The organism is Bradyrhizobium sp. HKCCYLRH2015 (assembly GCF_051168215.1).
GTDB lineage: Bacteria > Pseudomonadota > Alphaproteobacteria > Rhizobiales > Xanthobacteraceae > Bradyrhizobium.
Map to the genome: position 1 here is coordinate 389,434 of NZ_JBNPUO010000001.1, position 25,544 is coordinate 414,977.

The 25,544-nt window shown below is 65.9% G+C and carries 18 protein-coding genes; 12 read left to right on the top strand and 6 right to left on the bottom strand.

Features of this window, described 5'->3' with window-relative positions; genetic code table 11:
* The 3 genes from ACQR1H_RS01655 to ACQR1H_RS01665 form a co-directional block, all read right to left on the bottom strand.
* On the bottom strand, positions 1 to 549 hold the full coding sequence (locus ACQR1H_RS01655) for a sigma-70 family RNA polymerase sigma factor (RefSeq protein WP_316183628.1): 549 nt from the start codon (positions 547 to 549) through the stop codon (positions 1 to 3).
* Positions 550 to 646: 97 nt separating this feature from the next.
* Positions 647 to 964 carry a cupredoxin domain-containing protein gene (locus tag ACQR1H_RS01660; RefSeq protein ID WP_315801255.1) on the bottom strand — a complete coding sequence of 106 codons (318 nt, stop codon included), beginning with the start codon at positions 962 to 964 and terminating at the stop codon, positions 647 to 649.
* Positions 965 to 977: 13 nt separating this feature from the next.
* Positions 978 to 1,922: a metallophosphoesterase family protein gene (locus tag ACQR1H_RS01665; protein ID WP_315801254.1), complete on the bottom strand. Its 945-nt coding sequence runs from the start codon at positions 1,920 to 1,922 to the stop codon at positions 978 to 980.
* Between the two features lie 202 nt (positions 1,923 to 2,124).
* Between ACQR1H_RS01665 and ACQR1H_RS01670 the strand changes: the two genes are divergently transcribed.
* The gene (locus ACQR1H_RS01670; protein ID WP_434907032.1) at positions 2,125 to 3,312 is read left to right on the top strand and encodes an acyltransferase family protein; all 1,188 of its coding nucleotides are present in this window, start codon (positions 2,125 to 2,127) and stop codon (positions 3,310 to 3,312) included.
* A gap of 352 nt (positions 3,313 to 3,664) precedes the next feature.
* On the opposite strand, the gene ACQR1H_RS01675 is transcribed toward ACQR1H_RS01670, so the two are convergent.
* A complete protein-coding gene (locus tag ACQR1H_RS01675; protein ID WP_434840197.1) occupies positions 3,665 to 5,284 on the bottom strand; it encodes a GMC family oxidoreductase in 1,620 nt (539 codons plus the stop codon).
* 173 nt (positions 5,285 to 5,457) lie between these two features.
* On the opposite strand from ACQR1H_RS01675, the gene ACQR1H_RS01680 reads away from it, so the two are divergent.
* The 7 genes from ACQR1H_RS01680 to ACQR1H_RS01710 all read left to right on the top strand — a co-directional run bounded on the left by ACQR1H_RS01680 (position 5,458) and on the right by ACQR1H_RS01710 (position 13,845).
* Positions 5,458 to 6,627 (top strand): M20 aminoacylase family protein, encoded by a 1,170-nt coding sequence (locus ACQR1H_RS01680; RefSeq protein WP_434907033.1) that lies wholly within the window; start codon positions 5,458 to 5,460, stop codon positions 6,625 to 6,627.
* A gap of 503 nt (positions 6,628 to 7,130) precedes the next feature.
* Complete coding sequence (locus ACQR1H_RS01685; protein WP_315801250.1) at positions 7,131 to 7,478, top strand: hypothetical protein; 348 nt, start codon at positions 7,131 to 7,133, stop codon at positions 7,476 to 7,478.
* A 237-nt stretch (positions 7,479 to 7,715) separates the two neighbouring features.
* The gene (locus ACQR1H_RS01690) at positions 7,716 to 8,747 is read left to right on the top strand and encodes an aKG-HExxH-type peptide beta-hydroxylase (protein ID WP_434907034.1); all 1,032 of its coding nucleotides are present in this window, start codon (positions 7,716 to 7,718) and stop codon (positions 8,745 to 8,747) included.
* Positions 8,744 to 9,949: a radical SAM protein gene (locus tag ACQR1H_RS01695; protein WP_434907035.1), complete on the top strand. Its 1,206-nt coding sequence runs from the start codon at positions 8,744 to 8,746 to the stop codon at positions 9,947 to 9,949. Before ACQR1H_RS01690 ends, ACQR1H_RS01695 begins: the two co-directional genes overlap by 4 nt.
* Before the next feature lie 99 nt (positions 9,950 to 10,048).
* Positions 10,049 to 11,164, top strand: coding sequence for an aKG-HExxH-type peptide beta-hydroxylase (locus ACQR1H_RS01700; RefSeq protein WP_434891055.1), 1,116 nt, complete (start codon positions 10,049 to 10,051; stop codon positions 11,162 to 11,164).
* A 42-nt stretch (positions 11,165 to 11,206) separates the two neighbouring features.
* Positions 11,207 to 12,496: a YcaO-like family protein gene (locus ACQR1H_RS01705; RefSeq protein WP_434840200.1), complete on the top strand. Its 1,290-nt coding sequence runs from the start codon at positions 11,207 to 11,209 to the stop codon at positions 12,494 to 12,496.
* A complete protein-coding gene (locus tag ACQR1H_RS01710) occupies positions 12,493 to 13,845 on the top strand; it encodes a TfuA-like protein (RefSeq protein ID WP_434907036.1) in 1,353 nt (450 codons plus the stop codon). The genes ACQR1H_RS01705 and ACQR1H_RS01710 overlap by 4 nt, the downstream gene beginning before the upstream one ends.
* Before the next feature lie 46 nt (positions 13,846 to 13,891).
* Here the strand turns inward: ACQR1H_RS01710 and ACQR1H_RS01715 are convergent, their stop codons facing one another.
* Both ACQR1H_RS01715 and ACQR1H_RS01720 read right to left on the bottom strand, forming a co-directional pair.
* The gene (locus tag ACQR1H_RS01715) at positions 13,892 to 15,376 is read right to left on the bottom strand and encodes a UdgX family uracil-DNA binding protein (RefSeq protein ID WP_316183639.1); all 1,485 of its coding nucleotides are present in this window, start codon (positions 15,374 to 15,376) and stop codon (positions 13,892 to 13,894) included.
* A 91-nt stretch (positions 15,377 to 15,467) separates the two neighbouring features.
* Complete coding sequence (locus ACQR1H_RS01720; protein ID WP_316218568.1) at positions 15,468 to 16,706, bottom strand: putative DNA modification/repair radical SAM protein; 1,239 nt, start codon at positions 16,704 to 16,706, stop codon at positions 15,468 to 15,470.
* 184 nt (positions 16,707 to 16,890) lie between these two features.
* Between ACQR1H_RS01720 and ACQR1H_RS01725 the strand changes: the two genes are divergently transcribed.
* The 4 genes from ACQR1H_RS01725 to ACQR1H_RS01740 all read left to right on the top strand — a co-directional run bounded on the left by ACQR1H_RS01725 (position 16,891) and on the right by ACQR1H_RS01740 (position 25,541).
* The gene (locus ACQR1H_RS01725; protein ID WP_315801242.1) at positions 16,891 to 17,679 is read left to right on the top strand and encodes an ImuA family protein; all 789 of its coding nucleotides are present in this window, start codon (positions 16,891 to 16,893) and stop codon (positions 17,677 to 17,679) included.
* Positions 17,579 to 19,165, top strand: a complete 1,587-nt coding sequence (locus tag ACQR1H_RS01730; protein ID WP_316238777.1) for a Y-family DNA polymerase — start codon at positions 17,579 to 17,581, stop codon at positions 19,163 to 19,165. The genes ACQR1H_RS01725 and ACQR1H_RS01730 overlap by 101 nt, the downstream gene beginning before the upstream one ends.
* Positions 19,166 to 19,364: 199 nt before the next feature.
* Positions 19,365 to 22,925, top strand: coding sequence for an error-prone DNA polymerase (locus ACQR1H_RS01735; protein WP_316238778.1), 3,561 nt, complete (start codon positions 19,365 to 19,367; stop codon positions 22,923 to 22,925).
* A 1,377-nt stretch (positions 22,926 to 24,302) separates the two neighbouring features.
* Entirely contained in the window at positions 24,303 to 25,541 is a 1,239-nt protein-coding gene (locus ACQR1H_RS01740) for an efflux RND transporter periplasmic adaptor subunit (protein ID WP_410053178.1), read from the top strand.
* The last annotated feature ends 3 nt before the right edge of the window (positions 25,542 to 25,544 follow it).

A 25,544-nucleotide genomic window follows, 5' to 3' on the forward strand; every position in this document is an offset into this window, starting at 1 on the left:
CTAGAGCTCCTCCTGCGCGAGCCAGGCGGCGCGCAGCATCGCGCGGGCGCGGGCGAGACGCGACATCACGGTGCCGACCGGCACGTCGGCGGCCTCCGCGATCTCGCGATAGGACAGATTGTTGACCTCGCGCAGCACGAACGTCTCGCGGAACGGCTCGGCCAGCGTGTCGATCATTCGCCGGATCGCCGAGGCATCGCGCTCGCGCAGCACGGCGCCTTCCGGCGTCTCGGTGCTCTCCTGCCACAGCGGCGGCTGCTCGGCCGCTTCGGGCGCATCGTCGAGCGCCTTGACCGGCGCACCGGCGCGGCGCGCGAATTCGGCGTGGCAGACATTGCGCAGGATCGCAAACAGCCACGGCTTCATCGCCGGACCACGGTAGGTGTCGAAATGCTTCAGCGCGCGCAGGTAGCATTCCTGCACCGCGTCCTCCGCGTCGGCGGCGTTGCGCAGCAGATAGCGCGCCAGCGTGTAGACATCGTCGAGATGCGGCAGTGCCGCCTCGCGGAAGCGTCGCGCCCTCTCGGGATCGTCACTGGCTGTCGTCACCGGCGTGGTCTCCGGCCCGGTTCGCGGTCGCACGGCGCGGCCGGCGCTACGGCGCCGACCGGCCCATGCGACGATGCTCATGCCCTGGTTCGCGATGCTACTCAACCTTGACCAGCCCCGTCATGTGCGGATGCAGCGAACAGAAATATTTGTAGTCGCCGGCGGCTGCGAAGGTGAAGGAGAAGCTGTCGTCGGTATCGAGCGTTTTCGACCGGTATTTCCCGGCCGACACCACCGTGTGCGGGATGTCGTCGTGGTTGGTCCAGGTCACGGTGTCGCCGACCTTCACCGTCACCGCGGCCGGGGTGAAGGTGAAGTTGTCGATGGTGACCTTGATGGTCTCGGCGCGCAGCGGCGTGGCGCCGAGAAGCAGCGCGGCGGCGAGGCAGGCGCCGCGAACAACAGACTGGCTCATTGCGTTTCCGTCCTCAGCCGGCCAGCGGCGTGTCGATGATGGCGAGCCGCTCGGACCCGACCTTGAAGTCGATGCTGGCGATGCCGAGCAGGCTGCGCAGTCTGGCGTCCTCGACCTTCATCGGGCCGGGCGAGGGCGCCGTGCCCGGCGCCGGCTGCGGAAAGGCGGTCGAGCGCGCGGTGTGGAAGGTGACGTTACCCTCGACCTTCTGCATCACCTGATGAATATGGCCGTTCAGCACCGTCACCGAGCCGAACCCCTTCAGGCTGTCCAGCGCGCGGCCGCCATCCTCGGTGCCCCAGCCCCATTCCGGATATACGGTCCACAACGGGATGTGCGCGAACACGACGACCGGGGTCGATTTGGAGCGGCCCTTGAGATCCTGCTCCAGCCAGGCGAGCTGCTCGGCGCCGAGATTGCCGAGCCCGCCGGCCTTGAGATCGACCACGTTGACCAGCCCGATGAAGTGTACGCCATTGGCGTCGAACGAATACCAGCCGGAGCCGCGCGTGCCCTTGCCGTAGCGCTCCTTGTAGAGCTTGACGTCCTCGTCGAGGAAGTCGTGCTCGCCGGGCACGTAGTGCACGTCGAGACGCGTCTGCGAGATGATGCGATCGGCGTCGTCGAACTCGGCCGCCTTCGACAGATGCGAGATGTCGCCGGTGTGGATCATGAAGGACGGCTTCACCGGCATCGCCTTGATGCGGTTGACGGCCTCCTCGAGCGTGCCGAGCGCGTTGGGATTGGCCGGCTTGTCGAAGCCGACATGGCTGTCGCTGATCTGCAGGAAGGTCAGGCCGGAGGCGGGCTGCTCGGCCGCCCGCGCGGCGTCGACCAGGCCGAGCGAACGCGGCACGCCGCCTGACAGCGTCCAGAGCACGCCGGTGCCGGCCCACGTCATGCATTCCAGCACCTTGCGCCGGCTGACGCCGTTCTCGTCGTGATCACCAAGGCTCATCGTCATCTCCCGTTGCCCGTCATCGGGCTTGCGGGGGAGAAGAGCGGCGGCGGTCCGGTTTTATTCCCGGATTGCAGCCGTCGAAACGCGATGACGTGTTCGTGATCATGCCGGCGATGGCCGCCGGCTCGCCTGGTCGCGCAGGATGTCGGCGCAGGGCCGCGCGAAAGATATAAGCGGGTGGCCGCCGAGGGCGCGGCCGATGGATACGACGTCGATGCATGAGCGCGTGACCCCGAACTCGCAGAACACAGAAGCGGCGCGCGATCGGATCGTGCCGCTCGATCGCGCCAGGACGTTCATCACGCTCTCGGTCGTGCTCTATCACTCCGCCATCAACTACACTCATTTCGGCCAGGGCGGCGACCGCATGCACTGGCTCGGCTTCGACCTCGTCGCGCTGTTCAACGACAGCTACTTCATGTCGTGCATGTTCTTCATCTCCGGCCTGTTCGTGCCGGCAAGCCTGGCGGGCCGGGGCGCGTCGGACTATGTCGGGCGCCGCGCGCTGCGGCTCGGCGTGCCCTACATCGTGTCGATCCTCGTGATCATGCCGATCGCCTATTACCGATACTACGTGGCCGAGGATCAGTTCGCCGCGGTGTGGTGGCGCATGATCAGCGAAGGGCCGTGGCCGTCCGGCTCGGCCTGGTTTCTCGGCGTGCTGCTGGGGTTTGATATACTGGCTGCGCTCGTCTGCGTCCTGGCGCCGCAGGCGATCGGCGCAGTCGGGCGCTGGGCCGGGGCGTTGCTGCACTATCCGCTCACTGGCTTCCTGATCTTCCTCGTGATCGCCAACCTGGCCTATCTGCCGCCGCATCTCGGCTTCGGTGACGGTTTCTGGTTCATGCCCGGACATTTTCCGCTGCCGCTGCAGGCGAGCCGGGTGCTGCTCTATCCGGCCTTCTTCGTCGGCGGCGTCGCGATCGGTGCCGCCGGGCTGCGAGCGGGCCCGTTCGCGGCCGACGGCGCGCTGGTGCGGCGCTGGTGGATCTGGTTCGGTCTTTCCTATGGCTGCTATGGCGCGATCCTGTTGCTGGCCTACGCCCATCACAACTGGATCGCCGACTTCGACTCGCCGCCGCTATGGTGGCGTGCGGCCTATGGCAGCGCCGTGGCAAGCTTCTGTGCTGCGATGGCGTTCGGCGTGCCGACCTTCTTCCTGCGCTGGGCGAAGGCGCCGCTGGCGCTGATGGATCGCCTGCAGCCGTCGGCCTACGGCATCTATCTGCTGCACTTCCTGCCGCTGCTGTGGCTGCAATATCTGGTCTACGACCCGGCGTGGCCGGCGGGAGTGAAGTTCGCGATCGTGCTGGCGGGCACGCTGTCGGTGAGCTGGCTGGCGACTGTGCTGTTGCGCCGAATCCCGTTGGTGGCGCGGATCGTCTGATCCGTTGCGCGCGGCGGTGGCTGCCGTCGAACTCGTTACGGTGACACTTGGCGTCAATAAGACGAGGCGCGGTGCGGGTGAATGCGCCCTCTCCTCTTGTGGGCCCCTTGTGGGAGAGGGCATGTAGGACAGTGCAGCAAGCTCGGTTGGGTGAGGGGTATGCCTCAACGAGCGTCGCTCGCCGAGATATACCCTCACCCAACCGCGCGCGTGGATAGGCCGAAGATGCCTTCTCTCACAAGGGGAGAGGGCGCTGTATCGTACAGCGCCCTGTGTCAACGCCATCGATGCCGATGGTGAGAATTGCGCGCGCGAGTTCGGCGCAAAACGAGCGGGATCGCATGCGCGCGCTTCACCGCCCATCCTCCAGGATCATCATCGCCGCCTTCTCTGCGATCATCGCGGTCGGCGTGTTGGTGTTGCCCGAGGTGATGGTCGGCATGATCGAGGCGTCGGCGATGCGCAGGCGGTCGATGCCGCGGAAGCGCAGCCGCTCGTCGACCACGGCCATCGGATCATCGGGGGAGCCCATCTTCGCCGTGCCTACGGGGTGGAAGATGGTGGTGCCGATGTCGCCGGCGGCCTTGGCGAGCGCCGCGTCGTCATCGCCGACCGATGGGCCGGGCAGATATTCTTCCGGCCTGTAGGCGGCGAGCGCATTCTGTTTCATCAGCCGGCGGGTGACGCGGATGGCGTCGGCCGCGACCTGGCGGTCGTCCTCGGTCGCCAGATAGTTCGGCGCGATCGATGGCGCTTCATCGATTGCTGCGGAGCGGATGCGGACGCTGCCGCGCGAGGTCGGACGCAAATTGCAGGCGCTGACCGTGATCGCGGGAAAGCGATGCAGGGGATCGCCGAACTTGTCGAGCGACAGCGGCTGCACGTGGAATTGGATGTTGGCGCGGTCGCGCGTCGCATCCGAGCGCGTGAAGATGCCGAGCTGCGACGGCGCCATGGTCAGCGGCCCGCGGCGCCGGAACGCGTAGTCGAGACCCATCAGGCCGCGGCGGACCAGCGAGTAGTAGGTCTCGTTCAGCGTCTTCACGCCCGTGACCTTGTAGATCGCGCGCTGCTGCAGATGGTCCTGCAGGTTGCGTCCCACGCCCGGTCTGTCGAGGACGAGGTCGATGCCGAGCGCGCCGAGCCACTCGGCCGGGCCGATGCCCGAGCGCTGCAGCACCTGCACCGAGCCGATCGAGCCGGCGCTGAGGATGACCTCGCCCCTGGTGCGGGCCTCGATGGTCTCGCCGTTTTGCCGGAAGCGCACGCCGGCGGCGCGGCCGTTCTCGATGATCAGGCGATCCACCATCACCTGCGTTTCCAGCCGCAGGTTCGGCCGGCTCAGCGCCGGCTTGAGGAAGCCCCGCGCGGACGACCAGCGCCGGCCGCGCTTCTGGTTGACGTGGAAATAGCTGATGCCTTCATTGTCGCCGGTGTTGAAGTCGGGGATGCGGCGCAGCCCCATCTGCTCGGCGGCGTCACCGACCGCGTCGAGCACTGCCCAGGACAGCCGGGGCGCCTCGATCCGCCAGCCGCCGCCGACGCCATGGTGTTCGCTTTCGCCGAGAAAATGATCCTCCAGCCTCCTGAATACCGGCAGCACGTCGGCATAGCTCCAGCCGGCGAGGCCGAGCTGGCGCCAATGGTCGTAGTCGGCGGCCTGGCCGCGCATCGAGATCATGGCGTTGATCGCCGAGCAGCCGCCGATCACCTTGCCGCGGGGGTAGGCCAGCGAGCGGCCATTGAGGCCCGGCTCGGCCTCGGTGCGAAACATCCAGTCGGAGCGCGGATTGCCGATCGCGAAGAGGTAGCCGACCGGAATATGGAACCAGATCCAGTTGTCGTTGCCGCCTGCCTCGAGAATCAGGACGCGGGCCTTGGGATCGGCCGACAGCCGGTTGGCGAGGATGCAGCCGGCGGTGCCGGCGCCCACCACGATATAGTCGTAATCCCCCTCGAGCTGTCTCGGCATCGGCATTCCCTTCCCATCGTTGCGAGCTTTTAGTCAGCCCGGACCGGCCCGGACAAGCGCCACGTTCATGGCTGGTTGACCGAGCCATGAGACGGGCGCAGCCCTTATCTTGGGCGGTGCGGCTTTTGCATGCTAAACAGGCGCAAAATCCCACCGGAGTTACGAGATTCCCCATGCCCATCGTCAACCGCGTCGCCGATCTGCAGCCCGATATCCAGGCCTGGAGGCGGGATATCCATTCGCATCCGGAGCTGCTCTACGACGTGCATCGGACGGCGGCCTTCGTCGCGGATCGGCTGCGCGAGTTCGGCTGTGACGAGGTCGTGACCGGCCTCGGCCAAACTGGCGTCGTCGGGGTCATCAAGGGCCGCAAGCCCGGCCATGGCGAGGTGAAGGTGCTCGGACTGCGCGCCGACATGGACGCGCTGCCGATCGTGGAGGCGACCGGACTGCCCTATGCCTCGAAGACCCCGGGCATGATGCATGCCTGCGGCCATGACGGCCATACGGCGATGCTGCTCGGCGCCGCGCGCTATCTGGCGGAGACCCGCAACTTCGCCGGCGAGGTCGCGGTGATCTTCCAGCCGGCCGAGGAGGGCGGCGGTGGTGCGGACGCGATGATCAAGGACGGCCTGATCGACCGTTTCAAGATCGACCAGGTCTACGGCATGCACAACGGGCCCGGCCTGCCGGTCGGCGCCTTCGCCATCCGCCAGGGGGCGCTGATGGCGTCGACCGACGCGATCGACATCACCATCGAGGGTCATGGCGGTCATGCCGCCAAGCCGCACAATTGCATCGACTCGCTCCTGGTCGGCGCCCAGCTCGTCACCGCGCTGCAGCAGATCGTGTCGCGCAGCGTCGATCCGCTGGAGGCCGCGGTGCTGTCGATCTGCGAGTTCCACGCCGGCAATGCCCGCAACGTGATTCCGCAGAGCGCGGTGCTGCGCGGCACCGTGCGGACGCTGACGCCGAAGGTGCGTGAGCTGATGGAGAAGCGGGTGCGCGAGGTCGTGACCGGCGTCGCCCAGATGACCGGCGCCAGGATCGACCTGAACTATGCGCGCGGCTATCCGGTGGTCATCAATCACGCCGAGCAGACCGAGATCGCGATCCGCGCCGCCAAGGAGGTCGCAGGCGACGCCAATGTGCACGAGATGCCGCCGATGATGGGTGGTGAGGACTTCGCCTACATGCTCGAGGCGCGTCCCGGCGCGTTCATCTTCGTCGGCAATGGCGACAGCGCCGGCCTGCATCACCCGGCCTACAATTTCAACGACGAGGCGATCGTCTACGGCACCTCGTTCTTCATCAAGGTGGTGGAGAACACGCTGGTGGCGTGAGCTCGCCATCCGGCACGCAAGTACATCGGCAGGCCCGCGCGTGAGCGCGGGCCTTTTGCGTGTGCAATGCACGTTGGGTTCCATGACCTTGGACGGAACTGCTGCGTGTGCGCTGCGGTGGAACGAGGTGCGACGATATGCCTTGCGATGACATTCGCGGGCGCAGGCACGCATCATGCGCAGCCATTGCAGGCATCCGAGGCGATCGCAGCACGTCCTCGATGCAAGCAATCAGCAGGTGTATCGATCCGACTACTCTATTGTGACTCAAATAGCTTCATGTTAGTTTTCTCCCGCTTCAGCGACTGGCTGAGTGTGGACGGCCTGAGCGAAGTGGTTAGCACAGCTACATCGTTCCAGGATTTGTGTTCCAAGATCTGTGCTCCAAGACGAATGTTCCAAGATCTGTGAGTTCAGGGCGCGAGGTCACAGGACTTGTACCGGGACGTTGCTATTTCCTTTCTGAATGAATGGCGGTTCTCAACCGACTGGGAGTTTTAGGAATGGCTGATCGCGATCCGGCGGAAATGCGCAAGAAGGTCGATCTTGCGTTGAAATCCGTAGTAGATTCAGAGATTGCACGTGCCTCTCTGAAGATCGACATCATGGCGGAAGGCGTTCCATTCTCGCGCGGAGCGATCTTCAGCAAGACCAACCCGTTTTCGCGCGGCATCGTCTTCAGCCGCCTCGCGGCGATGGAGCGTCCGGACGAGATGGAACGCGAAATCGCCAACGATCCTGCGGTCTTGGGTGCTCTTGCGGAGCGCCTCACGCAGGTGCGGGCGGTGAAGGACCTCAAGGGTCAGTTCAACGTGTCTCAGGCACCGGCCGCGCCGAAATCGACCAGGTGAACGGACCGATCGTTCGGCTCAGACCAAGCGAAGCGGGCCTGCCATGTCGGATCTTGCCGATGTGACTGGTCGTGGCCCGCCCGCGCCTGGCCATTTGCGTATGACGGGACGTGGTCGCCGTCGTCCGCATGAGCTTTCCTGATAGCTGCTCTTGATACCGGCATCGGTTGCGGTCCTGCCTCGGCAGGAAAGCTTGCGGCTGGCTTCGTTGGCGTATTTCCGGAGGCATGCTCGATCATGAGTGACGCTTGGACTTGGCGACCGTCGAAATCTGCCTGGCATGAGAAATTCAACGACAAGATCCTGAGATGGCAACCGGAGGAGCGCCTCGGCCTCGATTGCGAGCCGCTCAAGGCGTCGCTCATCGAAGCCAATGCGCGTGAAGCGGATTGGCTTCGCCATCCCTGCATGAACGCCATCACCTATGAGGGGCACGACAAGAGTCCACAGCGCGATCTGCAGGTCGCGATCTGGACGGCTGCCAATGCGCCGACGGCGTCCACGTCGCTGACGGCGCCGGAGCCGCTGACCTTATGGTCGCCGGTCGGAGGCTATCGGATCGAGGCCGGCACGTATGACTTGAACGAACTGGCCGGACTGCTTCCGATGAAGGAGTGGCCCTACGACATATCCGTCGATGTGGGGTGCCACTCGCTGGGATTTCCGATCCCCGATACCTGGGCCGAGCACACCGATCTCTCGGCCGACGAGCAGGCCCGGATGACGCGCGAGGTGACGAACTCGCTGGAGATCCTCGTGACCGCCGCGAAGAAGTTTCCCGAATGCGTGAATTGGGTGTCCGATGTGACGCGCGTCCTGATCCCCTTGCGCAGCAGCGAGCGATCTTATTTCCGCAGCGGATCGCAGGCCGACGTGCCCGGCATGGTCTATGCCGATCTGTTCGGCGGGCTGATGCAGGTGATGGAGGCCATCGTCCACGAATCCGCGCATCTGCATCTGTTCATGGCGGAGGCCTCTGGACCCCTGGTCGATCCGCAGCACCAGGGCCGCTACGCATCGCCGCTGCGACCGGAGCCGCGGCCCCTGCGCGGGATCCTGCTGGCGTTTCACGCCATCGCCTACATCTGTGCCTTCTATCGCGAGGCCGAGAAGCAGGGTTTTGGCGGATCGGCCGAGTATGATGCCGAGCTTGCCAACATGCTGACCAAGCTCAAGGAGGCGCAGGTCGTATTGGGTGATGCCCGACAGTTCCTGACCGAGGATGGCCGCATCTTCGTCGATCGCACCGCCGAGATAGCCTACCAATGAAGGACGGTCCGCATCTTCACTTCGTGTTCAAGGTCGCGTCGCGTTGCAATCTGAACTGCTCCTATTGCTACGTCTACAACAAGGGCGACAGCACCTGGAAAGAGCGCCCCGCGATCATGGACGACGAGGTCGTCGAGATCGCGATCGACCGCATCCGCCGCCATTGCCTGGCAACAGGCCAGACCTATTTGACGATCACCTTTCATGGCGGCGAGCCGTGCCTGGTCAAGCATGAGCGGTTCAGCTCCTGGTGCCAGAAGATCAAGGACGCGCTGGCGGGCATCGCGCGGGTGCAGCTCTGCATGCAGACCAACGGCACACTGCTCGACGACGGCTGGGCCGAGATCATCAAGAGGTTCGACATCGATCTCGGGATCAGCATCGACGGAACGCCGGACGTGCATGATTCCCTGCGTGTCGATCATGCCGGGCGGGGCTCCTATCGCGACGTCGAGCAGGGCCTTTCGGTGCTGCGCCGCGCCGGAATTCCGCTGCGCTTCCTGTCGGTGATCCAGCTCGGGGCCAGCGGCGCCGCGGTGCATCGTCATCTGACGAGCCTGGGACCGGCCTCCATCGACTATCTGCTGCCGGATTTCACCCATGACACCATCGCTGCGGTTCGCGACCGTTATGGGCCGACACCCTGTGCCGATTTCCTGATCCCGATCTTCGAGGATTGGTGGCGGGAGGGCACGCTGGATCTCCGGATCAAGATTTTCTGGAACATCGCCTGGCTCGTTCAGGGCGGCGAGAGCCGCATCGACATGCTCGGCAACCAGCCGCTGACCTTCCTGTTCGTCAACACCGATGGCGAGATCGAAGGGCTGGATGTGCTGCGGGTCTGCTACGACGGCGCCGCGCGCACCGGCCTGAACGTGCGGACCTCCGACTTCATGGACGTCCAGCACGCCGGCGCGTTTCACCGCGCCGCGGTGTTCGAGGGCCTGCCGCTGCCCGACGGCTGCCGCGCCTGCCGCGAGCGCGACACCTGTGCCGGCGGCTATCTTCCGCATCGCTATGCGTCGCGGACCGGCTTCAACAATCCGACGGTGTGGTGCGCCGATCTCCTGAAACTGTTCGATCACATCCGCGAACGGCTGGGGACGTCGGTGGAAGAAACGAAGCTCCGCCGGGCCCATTTCATCGACATGGCGCTGCAGCGGGCGGTGGGGTTGCAGCAGGAGTTACCGGCCATCGGCTGAGGCGGGACCTTGATCGCCGTCTCATGAGCGATCGCGCCGGGGCCTGCGATCGGGCGGCGCGGTTGAGAGTGGAACGCGGAAGCGGAAGGAGTGCGCGCGATGACGATCACCCGGATGCCCGACGTTCTCAGCTGGAACGATTACGACGCGGTATGCGACGGCGTGCTTGCCACCTATGGCGACCGGCTCGCGCAGAAGCTGGGCGAAGCCGTGGGGGAGATCTGCCGCGACGGTCCCGCGGGCGGGGACGATCTGCGCAGCCTGATGGATCGCGTCGCGGACGATGGCTTCATGCGGATTCTCGATGCCCCCGAGACCTCGTTCCGTCTGTTGTCGGCGCCGGGCCGGCACGCCGAGGACAAAGGGCGATTTCTGCGCGATGCCTTCGTGGCCGAAGCGTTGCGCCAGGGGCTCGACGTCGCCGCCGACCGGGAGGTGTGGACCGCGCTCGGCGACCGCGGCTATCTGCGTGACGGCGTCTGCATCTGGCCCCAGGTCGAGGGCATGCCGGTGACCGATTACGGCAGCCCGCATGCGCTCCGGGTGGACCTGTCCGGCCAGGACCGGCCGGTCCCGCCGCCGCGCCCGCCGTTCTCGGACGGCGAAATCGACCGGCTGCACGATCTGCTGCGACGGTCGCGGGCGGCGCTCGAGCGGACCGAGCCGGGGCTTCCCCGTTTCGTCGCCCGCTTCAACATCGCCCTCATCCTGCAGAAGGACCCGGAAAGCCCGGGCAGCTTCTCGTCGGGATCGAACGGCTACTACATCGGCCGCACCTTCCTCGCCAATCCGCATCTACCCGAGATCGACGAATCCCACATCGCCGATGCGCTCGTCCATGAGGGCATCCACGCGCTGCTCTACATGCAGGAGCAGGAGCAGCCCTGGTTCCTCGAGTCGACGGCGAAGGGCTCGCTGCCGCGCATCACCTCGCCCTGGAGCGGCAGCCGGCTGCCGTTTCCGTCGTTCCTGCAGGCCTGTTTCGTCTGGTACGGCCTGCTGCATTTCTGGAGCCGGGCGATGCAGTCCGGCGCGTTCGAGCAGGGCGTCGCAATCAAGCGCATCCAGCTCTGCCTGCGCGGCTTCTGCAAGCAGCCGCTGCTCGACAGCATCGCGGGGTTTTCATCGGTGGTCGATGCCGATGTGCAGAAGACGATCGAGGAGATGCAGAACGTCGTCGTCGGCGCCTTTGCCGATGTCCGCCATGCGGGCTGATGCGACGACGACGTCGGTGACGGTTGAGTGCGGAGGCTGAGGATGGGGAGTGGAACGGCACTGCATCGGGATCGTCTGGCGCGTCCGGTCCAGAAGAGCTTTCGATCGGGAACGCAGCGGTCGGTGCCGCCGTCGCAGACGGTGGAGCGGGTGCGTCCTTACCTCGCCGAGATGGGGATCACGCGGGTGGCCGACGTCACCGGCCTCGACCGGGTCGGCATTCCCGTCACCATGGTCTGCCGGCCGAACTCGCGCTCGGTCTCGGTGTCGCAGGGCAAGGGGTTGACCCTGGACGCCGCGAAGGCGTCGGGCCTGATGGAATCGATCGAGCTGTTTCACGCCGAGACGATCACGCTGCCGTTGAAGCTTGCGACCTATGCCGAGCTGATCCGCGACCATGACGTGGTCGACGTCGCCGACCTGCCGCTGATCGCCGGCGGCCGCTTCCATCCGGATCTGCAGATGCTGTGGATCGAAGGCCGCGATCTGATTGCGGATGCCGATGTCTGGGTGCCGTTCGAGATGGTGAACCTCTCGACATCGCGCCCCGAAATGCCGGCCGGCAGCTTCATCTCGTCGTCGAACGGCTTGGCGTCCGGCAACCACCTGATCGAGGCGCTGCTGCACGGCATCTGCGAGGTCGTGGAGCGCGATGCGACCACGCTCTGGCACCTGCGCAGTCCGGACGAGCAGCAGGGCCGGCGCATCGCGCTCGACACGGTTCAGGACGAAGGCAACAGGCGGCTGCTGGAGATGTGCGAGCGTGCGGGCCTCGAGGTGGTGGCGTGGGACATCAGCTCCGATGTCGGGCTCGCCGCCTGCCAGTGCCTGATCTTCGATCGTGACGAGGAGCTGGGGCGGGATCTCTATGCTGCGTTGGGCATGGGCGCGCATCTGTCGCCGGAGATCGCCTTCCTGCGCGCGCTGACGGAAGCGGCGCAGAGCCGGCTGACGCTGATCGCGGGGGCGCGCGACGACGTGTTTCGCGAGGAATATGACGAGACGGCGCTGGCCGCGCAGTTTCTCGGCGAGCAGCGGGCGTTGCTGCGAACCAGCCCGCCGACGCGAAGCCTGCGCGAAACGCCGTCGCTGGCCTCGGAGACGTTCAACGACGACCTCGCCGTGGTTCTCGATCGGCTGCAATCCGCCGGTGTCCGGCAGGTGATCGCGGTCGATCTCACCAAGAGCAGGTTCGAGATCCCCGTGGCGAGGGTCGTCATTCCAGGGCTAGAGACCTTCGACAAGAATCCGGACTACAGCCCGGGGCGGAGGGCGCGGGCCTTCGCCGATGATCAGCTCTCGCGGCGCCAGCCATCGGGGCATCCGCTATGACATGCATCGTGTTCACCGGGCCGACGCTGCATCCGCGCGACGCCGCGCTCGAATTGGAGGCGGAGTATCTCCCGCCGGTGCAGCAGGGCGACGTCTATCGCGCCGCGCTGGCGAAGCCTGCGGCGATCGGGATCATCGACGGCTATTTCGAGCAGGTGCCGTCGGTGTGGCACAAGGAGATCCTGTGGGCGATGGCCAGCGGCATCCACGTGTTCGGCAGCGCCAGCATGGGCGCGCTGCGCGCGGCCGAGCTGCACGCGTTCGGCATGGAGGGCGTCGGCAAGGTATTCGCGGCGTATCGCGACGGCGTGTTCGAGGCCGACGACGAGGTCGCCCTGATTCACGGGCCGGCGGAGCTCGGCTTTCCCGCGCTGTCCGAGCCGCTGGTCAACATCCGTTTCACCCTGCAGAAGGCGGTCGCCGCTGGGGTGATCTCGGAGGCGTCCCGTCAGATCCTGGAGGCGCTCGGCAAGGCAAGCTTCTATCCCGAGCGCAGCTACTCGGCGCTGCTGCAGGGCGCGCGGTCCGATGGCCGCCTGACGTCGCAGGAGATCGCCGCGCTCGAGGCCTGGCTGCCGGATCACCGCATCGACCAGAAGCGCGAGGACGCGCTGGAGATGCTGCGGACGATGCGGCGCCGGTTCGCCGGAGACGTGGTGCCCAAGGCGGTCGAGTACGCCTTCGAACACACGCAGTTGTGGGACGGGCTGATCCAGGACGCGCAGCGCTCGGCGGCCGCAGAACGCGAGTCCGGCATCCCGGACGGGACGCCGCAACTGATGGACGAGCTGCGGCTGCTGGCGGCGCGCGGCGGCGACCTGTCCGACAAGGCGATCGCGCGATTTCTCGCCGCATCGGAGGCCAAGCGCCGCGGCGTCAGGGTCGACGCCCAGGCGCTGAGCGCGGAGATCATCCGGTTTCGCCAGAGCAGGGATCTGATGGACCCGGCCGAGCTCGAGGCGTGGATCGCGCGCAACGGCCTGACCCGCTCGGAGTTTCTGGAGCTGATGCTGGACGAGGCGCGCATACGCTCGTTCAGGAAGGGGCTCAACGGCTCGGCCCTGAATGCGCTGGCCGACTGGGCCCGGATCGACGGCCATTTCGAGGATCTGCTGGCGCGCGCACGCGACAAATGCGAGGTGCTGAAGCAGGCGGAGATCGATGGCGGCGGCTGTCCGGCCGATTTCGGGATCAGCGAGGACGAGCTGATGGCGAGATATCTGCCGGCAGCGCCCGGCGACGGAGGCTGGGACGAGGCGGAGCTGGCGGGATCGCTCGGGTTTCCGGATCGCGCCGCGCTGATCCAGGCCCTGCTGCGCGAGCACGTTTACACGTCGCGCAAATCCTGACCGACGGTTGCCGCGTCGTGCTTCACGCCCGATGGCGGGGAGGCGGTCATGCCGCGTGGGCGCGCTTGAGCGCGGCGGCGGCGATCTTCAGGTCTTGCACGAAGAGTTCGTATTCACGCGCCTTGGCGTCGGCGTCGGGCAGGCGCAAGAGATAGGACGGGTGCACCGTGATCATCGCCCTGACACCATCGGGCAGGTCGACCACATGGCCGCGATTCTTGGTGACCTGGGTGATCTTGCCGAACACCGACTGCGCCGCGGTGGCACCCAGCGCCACGACCAGAGCGGGCCGGACGGCGGCGAGCTCGCGCTCGTACCATTGCCGGCAGGCCTTGATCTCCGGCGTGGCCGGCTTCTGGTGCAGCCGGATCTTGCCGCGCGGCACGAACTTGAAATGCTTCACCGCATTGGTGACGTAGACCTTGGACCGGTCGATGCCGGCCTCTGCGAGCGCACGGTCGAGCATCTGTCCCGCCGGGCCGACGAACGGATGGCCGGCCAGATCCTCCTTGTCGCCCGGCTGCTCGCCGACCAGCATCAGCGGCGCATGCTCAGGACCTTCCCCGAACACGGTCTGGGTCGCATCCTTCCACAGCGGGCAGGCGCGGCAGGACGCGGCTTCTTCACGCAAGGTCTCAAGGTCGGCGGCGACAACATCACGTGAGGTCTCAGCAGCAGCATGCGCGTGGGCTTTCGGCTTGCGGGTCATCGCGGTCTCCTCGACGCGCTTCTGTGGCTTGTGCGGTTCGGTGCCAGGTTCGGCGATCATCTCGGTGGTGCGCCGGGCGGCAGCCGCGATCAGCGGCTGGATCAGCTTGGCCTCGGGCAGGTTCTGCCAATATTTCTTCGGCATCTCCTTTTCCATTGCCTTCACTTTGAGCCGTGCCGGATTGAAAATGCTGGCATAATAGCGCAGCCACACCTCTTCGAGGCGGTCTTCCGACGGCGCTTCGGCCTTGCTCACACCCGGCGTGAACGAGACGTGGCTGCCGTCCCAATGCGCGCAGATTTCCGGGGTGAGGATCGACCAGGGCATGTCGGCGAAGCGCCGGGCGAAGAACGGCGCGGCGCGCTCGACGATGTGATGCTCCGGCTCGAACCAGGCGACGTAGCGTGACTCGCGCTCGCGGCCGACCTCGCGGAAACGGACGAAGGCGTGCATCTTGTGGACGTCGCGGCGCACCGCGCGCGCCAGCGCATTGGCCTGCGCGACGTCGGGATCGGTGGCGATGTCCATGAGATCGTGGTTGGTCCGCAGACGCCACAGCAGCCGGTAGAGCAGGGTGAAGCGGCTGGGGTCGCTGTGCAGGATCGCGCTTTCAGCAAGCTCCATGAAGCTCGCCGGCACCGAAAACGCGCCCTTGGGCACCTCGGGCAGCTGGGTGTCAGCATGGTCGTCGAACAGATCGGGCGCCGCGCCCTTGACGCGCCAGGTGACATCCGCCGGCCTGACGTCGTTCATCGCCAGCGCCCGCGCCGCCCGGCGCCAGCCGTCGAAATCGGTGTCGCTGTCGAGGGTTACGACGTGCATTTGTCTCCTCACGTCATTGCGAGGACGAAGCAATCCAGAGTCGTCGTGTCGCCCCTGGATCGCGTCGCTGCGCTCGCGATGACGGCTTCCGTCAAAATCCAAATCCCAGCTGCTGCGGTTTCGGCCGCAGCCGGGCTCTGAGGCTGGCACCGTCGAGCAAAGACGGAGACGGCCGGTGGTCGGAGAGAACGATGAACGGCAGCGCCTTGTTCCGGACGACGTTGAGCCGGGCGAGATCCGCAAGGCGGATCGTGGTGGTGCGCCGGGTCGCGAGGATGCGCTGCACGGTGCGGGTGCCGAAGCCGGGTACGCGCAGCAGCTCCTCGTGGCTTGCGGTGTTGATGTCGAGCGGGAAGCGGTCGCGGTGGCGCAGCGCCCAGGCAAGCTTGGGGTCGATGTCGAGCGGCAGCATGCCCTCGTTCTCCTCGACGATCTCGTCGGCGTCGAAGCCGTAGAACCGCATCAGCCAGTCGGCCTGGTACAGCCGGTGCTCGCGCACCAGAGGCGGGGCCTGCAGCGGCAGCGCGCGGCTGGCATCGGGGATCGGGCTGAAGGCGGAGTAATACACGCGCTTGAGCTTGTAGGCGCCGTAGAGATTGGCCGAGGTCGACAGGATGACGCGGTCGTTGGCCGCGTCGGCGCCGACGATCATCTGCGTGCTCTGGCCGGCCGGCGCAAAGCGCGGCGGCTTCGCCCGGCGCACCGTCTTCTTGGCTTCCGCCGTCTCGTCGAGCTTCAGCCTGAGACGGCCCATGGTGCGGCGGATCGCGCGCTGGTCCTTCTCCGGCGCGAGCTGCGTCAGGCTCTCTTCCAGCGGCGTCTCGATGTTGATGCTGAGCCGGTCGGCGTAGCGGCCGGCTTCCGCGATCAGCGCCTCGTCGGCTTCGGGAATCGTCTTCAGATGGATGTAGCCGCGGAAGCGATGCTCCTCGCGCAGCTTGCGCGCGACGCTCACGACCTGCTCCATCGTGTAGTCCGGGCTGCGGATGATGCCCGACGACAGGAATAGCCCCTCGATGTAGTTGCGGCGATAGAAGTCGATGGTGAGCTTCACCACCTCGTCGACCGTGAAGCGGGCGCGCGGCACGTTGGAGGAGGCGCGGTTGACGCAATACAGGCAGTCGTAGTTGCAGGCATTGGTCAGCAGAACCTTGAGCAGCGAGATGCAGCGTCCGTCCGGCGCATAGGAATGGCAGATGCCCATGCCGGGCGCGGTCGAGCCGAGACCCTTGCCGTCGCGGGAATCCCGCATCTCAGTACCGCTGGAGGCGCAGGACGCGTCGTACTTGGCGGCATCGGCCAGGATCTCCAGCTTGCGGAGCAGCTCCATACCTTTGAATCCCTTTGATTCCATTCGTTGAATCGTATCCGGGGCAATCCCGATTGACTCTCTCGAAGGCGTTAGCTTTATATTAGAACGTATCATGAACAAAGAGGGTCGTCGCGGGTTCAACTGCCTGCTTCACTTGAGAACGGCAGCGCCCGCACGATGGATTGAAGAGGAGCGGCGACGGATGACCGGCGCACGCATGGATACGCTCGCGCGTCTGCGCGGCCGCATTGCCCGTCTCGAGGCGGGAGATGGCGCACATGATTTGCGCCGGGTCGCGCTCGGCCATGACGCGGCCGATGCGGTGCTGCAGGGTGGGCTCGCCACCGGCGCGCTGCATGAGGTGTTCGCCGAGACCGGCCGCCAGGCGGCGGCCGCGACCGGTTTTCTGTGCGGGCTTGCCGCGCGTGTCGCCGCGCGCCGGCCGCTGATCTGGATCCGGCAGGATTTCGCCGAGCGCGAGATGGGCGCGCTGTCGATGAGCGGGCTCGCCGAGCTCGGCCTCGATCCGCGTCGGATCGTGATCGTGCGCGCGCCCGATCTCGATCACGCCCTGCGCACCGCCGCCGACGCGCTCGCCTGCGATGCGCTGGGCGGTGTGATGCTGGAGGTGTGGGGCGAGACGCAAAAGCTCGATCTCGTCGCCAGCCGCAAGCTGACCCTGGCGGCGCAGGAGTCCGGGGTGACGGCGCTCATGCTGCGCATCGCGGCCACGCCCGAGCCCTCGACCGCCGAGACGCGCTGGATCGTCCGCACCGCGCCGTCGCTGCCCTCGGCGCCCTGGATGGCGTGGGGCGCGCCGCGCCTCGATGCCGAGCTCATTCGCAACCGTCACGGCCAGACCGGACGATGGATCATGGAGTGGACCCCCGATGCATGCCGTTTCAATGAACCGGCGGCGGATCCTCAGCTTGTGGCTGCCGCGCCTGCCCATCGATCGCATCAAGCGCAGCCGCGCCGCCGATCCGCATGATGGCCTTCCGCAGGCCGTCGTCCTCAAGGATGCCAATATGCTGCTGATCCATTCGTTGGACGAGGCGGCGGCGCGTCACGGCGTCAGCCTCGGCCAGCCCTTGGCGAATGCCCGCGCGGTCTGTCCCGATCTCGTCGTGCACGAGGCGGATTTGGCGGCTGATGCAAAGATGCTGGAGGGCATCGCCGACTGGTGCGACCGCTTCACGCCGCTGGTGGCGCTCGATCCCCCGCATGGGCTTTTGCTCGACATCACCGGCTGCGTGCATCTGTTCGGCGGCGAAGCCAGACTGATGCGGTCGGTCTGCGACGCGCTGACCGCGCACGGCCTCATTGTGTCGGCGGCGATCGCCTCCAACGCCGTCTGCGCGCGGACGCTGAACCGGCAGGTGCACGGCCGCATCGTGCCTGATGGCGAGGAGGCGACTGCGGTGGCGCCGCTGCCGGTGGCCGCGCTGGGCGGCAGCGAGGCGATCACGCTCGGCCTGCGCCGCGCCGGCTTGAAGACGATCGGCGACGTCGCCGCGCGCGGCCGCAACGAGATCACCGCGCGGTTCGGCGCCGCTTTCACCCGTGTGCTGGCGCAGGCGCTGGGCGAGGCCGATGCGCCGATCAGCCCGCGCAAAGTCCCGCCGGACTACATCGTCGACAAGCGCTTCGCCGAGCCGGTCGCGACCGACACCGTGATCGCGGCCAGCCTCTCCAGCCTGGCCGCGATGCTGGTGGCGGCGATGGCACAGCAGGGCAAGGGCGCGCGGCGGCTGGAGGCCTGCTTCTTCCGCACCGATGGGCTGGTGCGCGTCATCGCGGTCGACACCGGCCAGCCGGTCACCGAGGCCGCCGTCATCGACCGGCTGTTTCGCGAACGGCTCGAGGCGCTGAACGATCCGCTCGATCCCGGCTTCGGCTTCGACATGATCCGGCTGTCGGCCAGCCGCAGCGAGATCGTGGTGCAGCAGCAGCGCGATCTCGATGCCCATGTCCATGACAATGACGAACTGTCGGCCTTGATCGACCGCATCGCCGCGCGCATCGGCGGCAAGCGTGTGGTCGTGCATCTGCCGGTGGACACGCATATTCCGGAACGCGCGGCGCTGCCGCTGCCGGCGCAGCAGCATCTGGCGGCTTCGAATGTTGCCGACTGGCCGGAGCGCAGCGAAGGCGAGCCGCCGCTGCGGCCCTTGCGGCTGTTCGCGCGTCCCGAGGCGATTCAAGTGATCGCCGGTGTGCCCGACGGCCCGCCCGCGCGCTTCGTCTGGCGTCGTGCCGCGCATGCGGTGGTGCGCGCCGAAGGCCCGGAGCGCATCGCGATGGAATGGTGGCGGCCGGACGGGCGGGGCCTCACGCGTGACTATTTCCGCGTCGAGGACGAGCACGGCCTGCGCTTCTGGCTCTACCGCGACGGTCTGTATGACCGCGAGCTCGAGCAGCCGGAGAACGGTTTGCCGATGCAGCCCGCCTGGTACATGCACGGGCTGTTCGCATGAGGGGCAGGTCCATTCCATATGAGGATATGGGGCTGTCGCGACCAGCGACCCGCTCAATTATTGACTCCGTCATGGCCGGGCTTGTCCCGGCCATCCACGTCGTTCGGCATCCTGGGAGCGACGTGGATGCCCGGGACAAGCCCGGGCATGACGACTGGGGGTGCAGGGCCGCCGCTATTCCAGCACGAGCGCCTCCGCCATGACCTCCATCCCCTATGCCGAGATCGGCATCACCACCAATTTTTCCTTCCTGCACGGCGGCTCGCATCCGCAGGACTATGTGCATCAGGCCGCCGAGTATCGCCTCACCGCCATCGGCATCGCCGACCACAACACGCTCGCCGGCATCGTCCGCGCCTATAGCGAGCTGAGTAGCGACCGGCTGAGCTGCAAGCCGAAGCTGCTCTACGGCGCGCGGCTGGTGTTCACCTGCGGCACGCCGGACATCCTGGTCTATCCGCGCGACCGCGCCGCCTACGGCCGGCTGTGCCAACTGCTCACCCGCGGCAAGCGCGGCAGCGATCTCGACAAGGTCGCCAAGGGCGACTGCCGCCTGAGTTTCGAGGATCTGTTCGAGTTCATCGAAGGCCAGCTCGTGGTGCTGATGCCGCCGCATCGCTTCGACGAGGCTGTGCTCGGCAAAATCCTGGCACGGCTGAAAGACAGCCCCGCCGAAGGCGTGTGGCTGGCCGGCAGCCTGCTGTATCGTGGCGACGACCGCCGCCGGCTGGCGCGGCTCGCGCGCCTTGCGGCGTCCAGCAAAGTGCCGCTGATCGCCACCAACGACGTCCTCTATCATCATCCGCAGCAGCGCATGCTGCAGGATGTGCTCACCTGCATCCGCGAGAAAGCCTCGATCGAGACCATCGGCCGAAGGCTCCAGGCCAATGCCGAGCGCCATCTCAAGCCGGGCCACGAAATGGCGCGGCTGTTCCGTGACCACCCCGACGCTGTGACCGAGACCATCCGTTTCACCGACCGCATCGTCTTCTCGCTCGACCAGCTCAAATACCAATATCCGGACGAGCCGGTGCCTCCCGGCAAGACCGCGCAGGGGCATCTGCAGGATTTGACCTGGGCCGGCGCCAAGACCTGTTTCGGCGACCATCTCGATGACAAGCTGCGCGCTGTTCTCGACAAGGAGCTGGCGCTGATCGCCGAGCTCAACTACGCGCATTACTTCCTCACCGTCCACGACATCGTCCGCTATGCCCGCAGCCAGGGCATCCTGTGCCAGGGCCGCGGCTCCGCGGCGAATTCGGCCGTGTGCTACGTGCTCGGCATCACCTCGGTCGATCCAACCAAGATCGATCTGCTGTTCGAGCGCTTCATCTCCAAGGAGCGGCTGGAGCCGCCGGATATCGACGTCGATTTCGAGCATTCGCGGCGCGAGGAGGTGATGCAATATGTCTATCGCCGCTACGGCCGCCACCGTGCGGCGATCATCGCCACCGTCATCCATTATCGCCCGCGCAGCGCCATCCGCGACGTCGGCAAGGCGCTCGGCCTGACCGAAGACGTCACCTCCGTGCTCGCCGACACCGTGTGGGGCAGTTGGGGCGACGGCCTGTCGGACATGCAGGTGCGCCAGGCCGGGCTCGATCCCGCCAACCCGATGATCCGTCGCGCGGTGGAGCTGGCGGGGGAGCTGATCACCTTTCCGCGCCATCTGTCTCAGCATGTCGGCGGCTACGTGCTGACGCAGGATCGGCTCGACAGCTACGTGCCGATCGGCAATGCCGCGATGGACGACCGCACCTTCATCGAATGGGACAAGGACGACGTCGATGCGCTCAGCATGATGAAGGTCGACGTGCTCGCGCTGGGCATGCTGACCTGCATCCGCAAGAGCTTTGCGCTGATCGAGCAGCATAAGCATATTCATCACGATCTGGCGTCGGTGCCGCGGGAGGATTCCAGAGTCTACGACATGCTGTGCAAGGGCGAGTCGCTCGGCGTGTTCCAGGTCGAGAGCCGGGCGCAGATGAACATGCTGCCGCGGCTGAAGCCGCGCACCTTCTACGACCTCGTGATCGAGGTTGCGATCGTCCGGCCCGGGCCGATCCAGGGCGATATGGTGCATCCGTATCTGCGACGTCGGAACAATCAGGAAAAGGTGACCTATCCGTCGCCGTCGCCCGATCACGGCCCGGCGGACGAACTCTACAAGGTGCTGCACAAGACGCTCGGCGTGCCTTTGTTCCAGGAGCAGGCGATGCGGATCGCGATCGAGGCGGCAAAGTTCTCGCCGGAGGAGGCGAACGGCCTGCGCCGCGCGATGGCGACGTTCCGCAACGTCGGCACCATCGGCTCCTATGAGGAGAAGATGGTCACGAGCATGATCGCGCGCGGCTATGATCCGGCCTTCGCCAAGAGCTGCTTCGACCAGATCAAGGGCTTTGGCTCCTATGGCTTTCCGGAGAGCCATGCCGCGAGCTTTGCGCAACTGGTCTATGTCTCGTCCTGGCTGAAATGCTTCCATCCGGATGCGTTCTGCTGCGCGTTGCTGAACTCGCAGCCGATGGGATTCTATGCCCCGGCGCAGATCGTCGGCGACGCCCACAAGAACGGCGTCGAGATCCGCAACATCGACGTGTCCCACAGCTTCGCCGACAACACGCTGGAGAACACGAACGACAAATACTGCGCCGTCCGCCTCGGCTTCCGCCAGATCGACGGCTTCCGCTGGATCGACCGCGACGAGGAACGGATCAGGAAATTGTCGGAGAAGATGCGGAGAGAGACGCTGGCTGATTCCACACCTTTATTGCCAGCTGTCTCCCCGGTGTCATTCCGGGCCTGCGCCCAAGAGGGCGCATCCCGGAATGACGGTGGGGATACAGCGGGTGACTCACAAAGACTTGATGCGTTTCGAGGGCTCGACGCTGTCGCTTCGCCTTGGAATGACAACGAGCAACAAATTCACTTGTCACTCCCAAACGACGACCGCGAAGACGACTGGGCCGACCGCATCATCAAGGCCCGCGCCCGCGGACCGTTCACCTCGCTGGAAGACTTCGCCCGCGACACTGCGCTGCCCAAGCGCGCGCTGCTGCTGCTGGCCGATGCCGATGCGTTCCGATCGCTCGGGCTCGACCGTCGCGCCGCGCTCTGGGCCGTGCGCCGGCTGCCCGACGACGTGCCGCTGCCGCTGTTCGAGGCCGCCATCGCCCGCGAGCAGCCGGACGAGGGCGCCAAGCCGCTGCCCGAGATGCCGCTGCCGGAGCACGTCGTCGCGGACTATCAGACCATCCGCCTGTCGTTGAAAGGCCACCCGATGGAGTTCCTGCGCCAGCGCTTCGCTGCCGAAGGCGTGCTGGCCTGCCGCGACGTCAACCACGCCAACGATCGGCGCCGCGTCCGCTGTGCTGGCGTCGTGCTGGTGCGGCAGCGGCCCGGCAGCGCCAAAGGCGTCGTGTTCATGACACTGGAGGACGAGACCGGGATCGCCAACATCGTGGTTTGGCCGAAGGTGATGGAGACCTTCCGCAAGGAAGTGATGGGTGCGCGCCTCGTGCTGGTCGAAGGCCGCATCCAGAGCAGCCCCGAGAAAGTCGTTCATCTCGTCGCCATCAGCCTGGTCGACCGCAGCGCCGATCTCACCTTGCTGTCAGACGACCGCCTCGGCGCCGTCCCTCATGGCGCCACGCCCGCCGAGCCGCTCAACGACGACCGCCGCGACCACCCCGACACTCCCTCCCAGCGCGTCAGCCACCCCCGCAACGTCCGCATCCTGCCGCGCTCGCGGGATTTTCATTGAGGTACGGAGAGGTGTTGCCACATGGCTCGCCTAACATGTTGGGCGCGGTGTTTCGTGCGATGCTTCGCATCGCCCGAAGTAACTTCCTCCACCAAGTGCAATGACGATCCGCATCAACGATTGGAATTATCATCGCGGTGTTTGCACGTTGAAAGATCGTGCGCAGTGCAAGTGAATGCGCCCTCTCCCCTTGTGGGAGAGGGCATGTAGGAAGGTGCGGCAAGTTCGGTTGGGTGAGGGGTCTGTCTCCACGGTCGTTGCTTTCGGAGAGATACCCCTCACCCAATCGCGTTTGTGGACAGGTCGGAGATGCCCTCTCCCACAAGGGGAGAGGGCGCTGTATCTCACAGCGCATCCAGGACCTAACTTAAGCTGATAACGGCGCTGCGCGACCTGCCCACCGGCAGAGGTCGCATCATTGGAATTCAGAAATCCGGAAAACTTCGCTCCACTCCAAAATTCCTCTTTCATTTTTTCAGAAATCATGCTCTATTCCGCGCATCCCGCTCCATGAAGAAGGGGCGTAGCGCGCGATCGTCACGACACGCGGGGCGGGGAGCGATGGCTGTGTTCATGCCGCAGCGTAGCTTGGCTACGCGGACGAACGGCGTGGCACGGACGGGAAGGCGTGTGGTCCTGGCGCCCCGACGCTGGCGCTAAGTCCGCGGGTGATGATCCCGCCGACGACGGTGGCTATCAAGCCGGACACCGGGGAGAGCGCGCTATAACCGTGAAAACCATCGCGCAGGGAAGGCCGGGCGTTCTCGGCTGCACCTGTGGTACCTGCCGCCTGCATTCTTTTCGCAGGCGGGCCGCAGGCGCCAGCCGGCGCCTGGCCTTCCCTGCGCCCTCTTCACGAGAGGGTGAAGCGATCGGCAAGAAAATCAGCAAGACTCGGACGCATCTGCGCCGCGAGACTGCGTCTTCATGTGCGCGTCCCAGTCACCTGATCGAGGCTGCCATCGATGATCGCATGGCCGCCAGCCATCGCAGGGCCATGGAAACCATGACTCGATTTTCGCGAACACGCACGACGTTGCGATCTCGCCCGAGCCGGAGCACAAAAGGTGAGGCCGGAGTAGGGGCGTACCCGCGGAGGTTGGCTCATCGACCGGCGACACCGTCCCGGCGATCCGCGGCGCCGTCGATGCGTCCATGGTGCGCCGCGGTGTAACCGCGATTGCCCGGAACGAGCTGAATGCAAGCTGAACGGCTGTCGTTGAACTTTCAAATTTTTAAAGCAAAACAGGGACGAGTTGGGCGATTTTTAGGTTGTTTAAAGCTCCAGTTCCGCACTATTAGCGCCACGATGAGACCGCCAGAGCCGGAATCGTCGACAGATAAAGCGAGCCTATCTGACCAGCCATGGCGTCTGACATGAACCCATCCCCGCAGATGCTCAGCACCAAGCGGCTGCTGATCGGCCTGACTGCCCTGGCGGTGGCCGGCGCGGGCGGCTATGGCTATACGCAATTCCAGTCGGGATCGGCTGCGAAAGACAATATCGAGCTCTCCAGCCAGTCCAAGCGCAACGGCACCACTTTCACGCCATCGGCGGCGGAATGGGCGACGCTGACGATCGAGCCGGTCTGCGACAAGATTTTCCGTGCCGAGCACGTCACCGAGGGCAAGGTTGCCGTCGACGAGGACCGCTCGACGCCGGTGTTCTCGCCCTATGCCGGCCGCGTCACCAAGCTGTTGGCCCGCCCGGGCGACAACGTCAAGCAGGGCCAGCCGCTGTTCGTGATCGAGGCCGCCGACACGGTGCAGGCCCAGAACGATTTCATTGCGGCCATCACCTCGATGAACAAGGCGAAGTCCGCGCTCGATCTCGCCGACATCCAGTACAAGCGCGCCAAGGACCTGTTTGAAGGCAGGGCCATCCCGCTGAAGGATTTCCAGCAGGCGGAGGCGACCTCCGTTCAGGCCCAGAATGACATGCGGTCGTCACAAACGGCGCTGGAGGCCGCCCGCAACAAGCTGCGCATCCTCGGCTTCACGGATGCCGCGATCACCGATTTCCAGAGCAAGGGCGTGATCGACCGCGAGATCACGATCTATTCGCCGATCGCCGGCACGGTCGTGCAGCGCAAGGTCGGCCCCGGACAATACGTAAACTCCGGCGCGAGCGACCCGGTGTTCGTGATCGGCGATCTCTCCACCGTCTGGCTGACCGCGTTCGTCCGTGAGAGCGATGCGGCGCTGGTGAACATCGGCGAGGAAATCCTCGTCAACGTGCTGGCGCTGCCCGGCCGGCCGCTCAAGGCCAGCATCAACTACGTCGCCGCTTCGATCGACCCGGCGAGCCGCCGGCTGCTCGTCCGGGCGACCATCGACAACAAGGACGGCCTGCTGAAGCCGGAGATGTTCGCCAATGTGACGATCTATTCGCCAGGCGAGCAACCCGCCGTCGCGGTGCCCCGACAGGCGCTGATCTACGAAGGCAACCAGGTTCGCGTCTGGGTCGCCCGTCCCGACAAGTCGATCGAGCTGCGCAAGATCAAGACCGGTCTGATCAATGGCGATCAGGTCGCCGTCGAAAGCAATCTGAGCGCAGGCGAGCAGATCGTCACCAAGGGCAGCCTGTTCATCGATCGCGCAGCCTCGGGCAGCTGAGAT